The 5,412-nt window shown below is 31.8% G+C and carries 6 protein-coding genes and 1 rRNA gene; 4 read left to right on the forward strand and 3 right to left on the reverse strand.

Annotated elements, in window-relative coordinates:
* Window positions 1–13 precede the first annotated feature (13 nt).
* Window positions 14–123: ribosomal RNA gene (rrf, locus tag ACIQ06_RS15820) — 5S ribosomal RNA — on the forward strand.
* A 322-nt stretch (window positions 124–445) separates the two neighbouring features.
* On the opposite strand, the gene ACIQ06_RS15825 is transcribed toward rrf, so the two are convergent.
* Window positions 446–889 (reverse strand): DUF4268 domain-containing protein, encoded by a 444-nt coding sequence (locus ACIQ06_RS15825; RefSeq protein WP_396147894.1) that lies wholly within the window; start codon window positions 887–889, stop codon window positions 446–448.
* Between the two features lie 69 nt (window positions 890–958).
* On the opposite strand from ACIQ06_RS15825, the gene ACIQ06_RS15830 reads away from it, so the two are divergent.
* Entirely contained in the window at window positions 959–1,597 is a 639-nt protein-coding gene (locus ACIQ06_RS15830) for an NUDIX hydrolase (RefSeq protein WP_396147895.1), read from the forward strand.
* A 45-nt stretch (window positions 1,598–1,642) separates the two neighbouring features.
* Entirely contained in the window at window positions 1,643–2,452 is an 810-nt protein-coding gene (locus ACIQ06_RS15835) for a lysophospholipid acyltransferase family protein (protein ID WP_396147896.1), read from the forward strand.
* A 32-nt stretch (window positions 2,453–2,484) separates the two neighbouring features.
* On the opposite strand, the gene ACIQ06_RS15840 is transcribed toward ACIQ06_RS15835, so the two are convergent.
* The gene (locus tag ACIQ06_RS15840) at window positions 2,485–3,141 is read right to left on the reverse strand and encodes a hypothetical protein (RefSeq protein ID WP_396147897.1); all 657 of its coding nucleotides are present in this window, start codon (window positions 3,139–3,141) and stop codon (window positions 2,485–2,487) included.
* A gap of 4 nt (window positions 3,142–3,145) precedes the next feature.
* A complete protein-coding gene (locus tag ACIQ06_RS15845) occupies window positions 3,146–3,640 on the reverse strand; it encodes a sigma-70 family RNA polymerase sigma factor (protein ID WP_344817378.1) in 495 nt (164 codons plus the stop codon).
* A gap of 363 nt (window positions 3,641–4,003) precedes the next feature.
* Between ACIQ06_RS15845 and ACIQ06_RS15850 the strand changes: the two genes are divergently transcribed.
* Complete coding sequence (locus ACIQ06_RS15850; protein ID WP_396147899.1) at window positions 4,004–5,308, forward strand: NAD(P)/FAD-dependent oxidoreductase; 1,305 nt, start codon at window positions 4,004–4,006, stop codon at window positions 5,306–5,308.
* Window positions 5,309–5,412: the final 104 nt, after the last annotated feature.

Genomic DNA, 5,412 nt, shown 5'->3' on the forward strand with positions numbered 1-5,412 from the left:
TTGCAAAACCTCTTAAGGTGGTTATTGCGTCGGGGCTCACCTCTTCCCATTCCGAACAGAGAAGTTAAGCCCGATTGCGCAGATGGTACTGCATAACTGTGGGAGAGTATGTCGCCGCCTTCTTTTTAGAAAACCCTATCCATAAAGGATAGGGTTTTTTGTTTTATATCATTTTAAAAAAATTGAATAAAAACTATTTGAAATGATGTATTACTACTCAAGTCTACTATTTATCGCGTAAATAATAGTGCACTACAATAATGAAATGTCGTTATCTTTTTGAAAACCCTACCCAAAGTGGATCGTTTATAAGTTTATTTATTGAAAATGGTGTTTTTATAAGTGGTTGCGTGAGTGATAGTAGCGGCATCCTTTTCTTTTTTTCTTAAAAAAGAAAAGATATAGCGAATAGCACGACCCTTGGGGCACGCCATAAAAAATTACACTATGTATTGGTTTCTAAGTCTTTTATATAATCTTCGTATTCAAAAAAGAATATTTCGAATTGTGTCATTGTTTCACTAAAAAAGTCAAATATTTCATTCCAAGTGTTCTTGTTATTTAGACTGACATTTAGTTTTTCAATCCATATTCTACTTATTATTTTACCATTTTCTAAATAATGGTTTCGTTCAAGAATTGCATCTGGTAAATATTCTTCTAGTAAAATAGTTTTGAGAGATTCAATTTTTTCAAAATATATTTTCCTTTTTTCTTCTTCTTTTGGTTCGATATCTAGTAAAACTTGTGCTTTTTTATTATCAACATAAAATTTGAAAGTTACATCTTTTATCTTTGTATCATATAAAAGCCATTTTCTGGGATATGTTTCTGCAAATTGTACCCAAAATTCTTTTTTAATTTTTAAACTTTCTTCTTTACTATACATCTAGAATTTTATTTTTTGGGTTTGTTGTGTTTTTTTTGGTAAATTTATAAATAATTAGAACTAATAACTATGAATTTCGACTTGTTTTTTAATGCTGTCACAAATGTTTTGAATGTAGAATTACCTTCTATTTCTTCACATGTTAAAATGGCGCCATTGGAAAGAGTTAAAATGATGGAAGAAAATAGTTATGATCCTAGCTCGGTAAGAAAAGCTGCTGTAATGATGTTGTTTTATCCTAAAAATGAAGTTACGCATCTAGTATTAATTGTAAGAAATTCATATCCAGGAGTCCATTCTTCGCAGATTGCTTTTCCGGGTGGTAAGGTTGAAGAGATTGATTTTGACTTAAAACAAACTGCTTTACGAGAAACTCATGAGGAAATAGGTATTCATCCAAATGATATTGATGTTATTAGAGATTTCTCCTCTATTTATATTCCGCCAAGTAACTTTTTGGTGTTTCCTTTTTTAGGAGTATCTCAAACAGAATTAACATTTAAACTTCAAGAAGAGGAAGTTGCAGGAATTATCGAATTACCTTTATCTGCACTTTTAGATGATACCATTATGAGTATTAAAAATTTAGAAACTTCCTATTCTAAATTGATTGAAGTTCCAGTTTTTCAAATTGAGGAGCATACCGTTTGGGGAGCAACTGCAATGATGTTGAGTGAGTTAAAAGATGTATTGAAAATGGTTCTATAAATTTTAATTTTTGTATGTTTGTCTTTCAATTTTCTACAAAATATTATGGGATTATTTAAACGAAATCCTTTTGGACATATACTTTTTATTAAGAAATGGCTTATCCGAATTTTCGGCGTGATAACTCATAGACGTTATCGTGGATTTAACGAATTACAAATAGAAGGATCTGAAATTATTAGAAGTTTACCAGATAAAAACGTGCTTTTTATATCCAATCATCAGACGTATTTTGCCGATGTTGTTGCTATGTTTCATGTGTTTAATGCAAGCCTTTCTGGAAGAGAAGATAATATCAAAAATGTGGGATATTTGTGGCAACCAAAAATGAATGTTTATTATGTTGCAGCGAGCGAAACTATGAAATCAGGATTACTTCCTAGAATTATGGCTTACGTAGGAGCAATAACCGTCGAAAGAACCTGGAGAGCTGGAGGAAAAGACGTTACTGAGAAACGTGAAGTAAACCCTAACGACACGGAAAATATTAAAATTGCTCTTGCCGATGGTTGGGTGATTACCTTTCCGCAAGGAACTACAAAGTCTTTCAAACCTGTTAGAAAAGGTACAGCGCATATAATCAAGCAACACAAACCAATTGTCGTTCCAATAGTTATCGACGGTTTTCGACGTTCTTTTGATAAGAAAGGATTACGACTTAAAAAGAAAAATATCCTTCAATCATTTACTATAAAAGAACCGCTCGAGATTGACTACGAAAATGAAACCATCGAGCAAATTGTTGAAAAAGTTGAGTATGCAATTGAACAACATGCATCTTTTCTTAAAGTAATTCCTTTAGAAGAAATTGAAGAACAAGAAAAACTAAATCGCCTACGTCAGTGGGAATATTAATAAAAAAGTCTCGCTATTAACGAGACTTTTTTTTATAAATCAATTTTCTTTAATTCGTTATAGTTTCTAAATAATCTTTTTAACAATATTCCATACAATACTTTGTAGAACAACCAGAATAGGAATGTAAATACAGAAGTGATTATAATTATTATCAATAAACTTATTGCAACTACTTTAAAAGAAATTTCTGGATGTTCAATGCCTTTTTTCAGCATGGTATCAATGTAAATATGATAGAATCCTACGCTAAAAATGGTTACAAAAATTACGGCAAATGAAGTTAAATTAAAAATCACATAATGTTTTACAACTTTTCTTGTATTCAATATAGTTGTCAATAAGTGTTTGGTGTTATCAATCACACATATTTTTTTATAATTTAGATAAAACTTATAAATAAAATACAAAACCACTGCATATAAGAGAACTGTGATTACAATATAAAATTCATAAACACCCCATTTTTTATACAAATCAATACTCTGAGTATCATATTTAGTAAACGATAAAACTATATTTATTACAATTCCAAGTAATAATTCTATCAAACTAATATAAAAAATCCATTTCACAATTGAAGACGACTTCTTATGTAACATTTTATAAATATCCACTTCCGATACCTGTTCAAAAGAATTTTCGTTCTTTTTCCAGTCTTTTTTTAATAAATCCAACTCTTCCATCATAACCTTACGGATTTAATATTTTTTTCAATTTCCCTTTAATTCTATTCATTTTAACTCTTGCATTAACCTCACTAATACCCAATGTTTCGGCAATTTCTGTGTAATCTTTATCTTCCAGATACATGAAAACCAACGCCTTCTCAATATCATTCAATTGATGCACAGCTTGATACATCAACTTTATCTGCTCTTCTTCCTCGCTATTATATTCGTCTTGACTAATAAAAAAACTATGCTTTTCATACTCCACTGTAGAAACACTTCGCGTACTCTTTCGATACAAAGTAATGGCAGTATTTAGAGCGACTCGATACGCCCAAGTCGAAAATTTGGCATCACCACGAAACTTCGGAAAAGCCTTCCATAATTGTATCGTAATCTCCTGAAACAAATCCTTATGCGCATCACCATCAGACGTATACAACCTACAAATCTTGTGGATTATATTCTGATTTTCACGCAATTGCTGCACAAACGTTTGTTCCAAATTCTCGCTCATATATACGTTAGTAAACCTTTACTAGATTTTGTTACAAGATACAAAAAATATAATTCAACTTTGTCATCCTGAGCTTGTCGAAGGGTAAGGAGCGAATCGCTTGCGCATTTCTATAAACCCTATTCCTGCTTTCCATTCCAATCTTTTTCAACTCCGACAGAGTTCGAAACTCTGTCGGAGTTAAAAAAGGATTTCCATTGCAATCAGGGCTAATTAGTAATCGTCTTACCTAAAATCAGATTTACAAAACACTATTTTCAAAAAATCAAAATTCGTGTAATTTCCAAACAAAATAATTTGTGTAAATTCGTGAAATTCGTGTAAAAAGCACCAAATTTGTATATTAGAAAAATTCACTTTACAATGAACATTCCACATTCAGATAAAAAACGTGTAGTCATCATCGGTGGCGGATTTGCAGGTCTATCAATAGCTAAAAAACTAAGAAACAAAAACCTACAAGTGGTTTTACTCGACAAACATAATTACCATACTTTTCAACCACTTTTATATCAAGTAGCAACCGGCGGATTAGAAGCAGGTTCTATAGCTTATCCAATTCGAAAAGTAATTCAGGAATACAAAGATTTCTATTTTAGACTAACTTCTGTAAAAGAAATCGATACTCAAAATCAAAAAGTGATTTCAGAAATAGGTGATCTGAATTATGATTATTTAGTTATTGCAACCGGTTCCAAAACCAATTATTTTGGTAATAAAGAAATCGAACGCAATTCGATGTCAATGAAAACCATTCCGCAATCATTGAACATCCGTAGTTTGATTCTAGAAAATTTTGAGCAAGCTGTTCTTACAACAAATGAAGCCGATAAAAATGCCCTAATAAATTTCGTTTTAGTAGGCGCAGGACCAACAGGCGTAGAGCTTGCAGGCGCACTTGCGGAAATGAAAAGAGCTATTCTACAAAAAGATTATCCCGATTTAGATATTTCTAAAATGGAAATCAACCTTATTCAAAGTGGAGACCGAGTTTTAAACACGATGTCTGAAAAATCATCTGCTGCAGCCGAAAAATTCTTGGTTGATTTAGGAGTAATTGTGCACAAAAATGTTCGTGTAACCAATTACGACGGAAGAACCATCACAACCAACTCCGCATTAACTTTTGAAACAGCAACCGTTATTTGGACGGCAGGTGTTCAAGGTGCTGCCATTCACGGATTGGATTCAAAATCTCTTGTAGAACGTGTGGAACGCATTCGAGTAAACCAATTCAATCAAGTAGTAGGTTACAATAATATTTTTGCCATTGGTGACATCGCCTCAATGGAAAGCGAAAAATATCCGCAAGGTCATCCAATGATGGCACAACCAGCATTACAACAAGGCGATTTATTAGGAGAAAATTTAGTGAAATTATTAGCTAATAAACCAATGAAACCATTCGAATACAACGATAAAGGTTCAATGGCAACTATAGGAAGAAATCTTGCTGTTGTTGATTTACCAAAATACCATTTCAACGGACTTTTTGCATGGTTCGTTTGGATGTTTGTACATTTATTTTCACTAATCGGATTCAAAAATAAAGCCGTAGTTTTCTTAAATTGGGTTTACAACTACGTTCGTTTTGATAGAGAAGGAAGACTAATCGTTAGACCTTTTAAAAAGAGAAGTTTTGTGACTTTTACGAGTGATGAAGTTTAGACTTCATATAATTTTTAAGGTTATTTTTTATTAAAAAAAGTTGAATTATCACAATTATTAAATCTACTACAATATAACGCAAATCAAGTTCAAAATTGTTATTA

Origin of the sequence: Flavobacterium sp., from assembly GCF_044341265.1 — a bacterium.
GTDB lineage: Bacteria > Bacteroidota > Bacteroidia > Flavobacteriales > Flavobacteriaceae > Flavobacterium.

Bases quoted from the DNA above. Each gene is read 5' to 3' on its own strand.
- ACIQ06_RS15835 (WP_396147896.1), top strand. From the start codon at position 1,643: ATGGGATTATTTAAACGAAATCCTTTTGGACATATACTTTTTATTAAG.
- ACIQ06_RS15850 (WP_396147899.1), top strand. From the start codon at position 4,004: ATGAACATTCCACATTCAGATAAAAAACGTGTAGTCATCATCGGTGGC.
- ACIQ06_RS15840 (WP_396147897.1), bottom strand. From the start codon at position 3,141: ATGATGGAAGAGTTGGATTTATTAAAAAAAGACTGGAAAAAGAACGAA.
- ACIQ06_RS15830 (WP_396147895.1), top strand. From the start codon at position 959: ATGAATTTCGACTTGTTTTTTAATGCTGTCACAAATGTTTTGAATGTA.
- ACIQ06_RS15825 (WP_396147894.1), bottom strand. From the start codon at position 889: ATGTATAGTAAAGAAGAAAGTTTAAAAATTAAAAAAGAATTTTGGGTA.
- ACIQ06_RS15845 (WP_344817378.1), bottom strand. From the start codon at position 3,640: ATGAGCGAGAATTTGGAACAAACGTTTGTGCAGCAATTGCGTGAAAAT.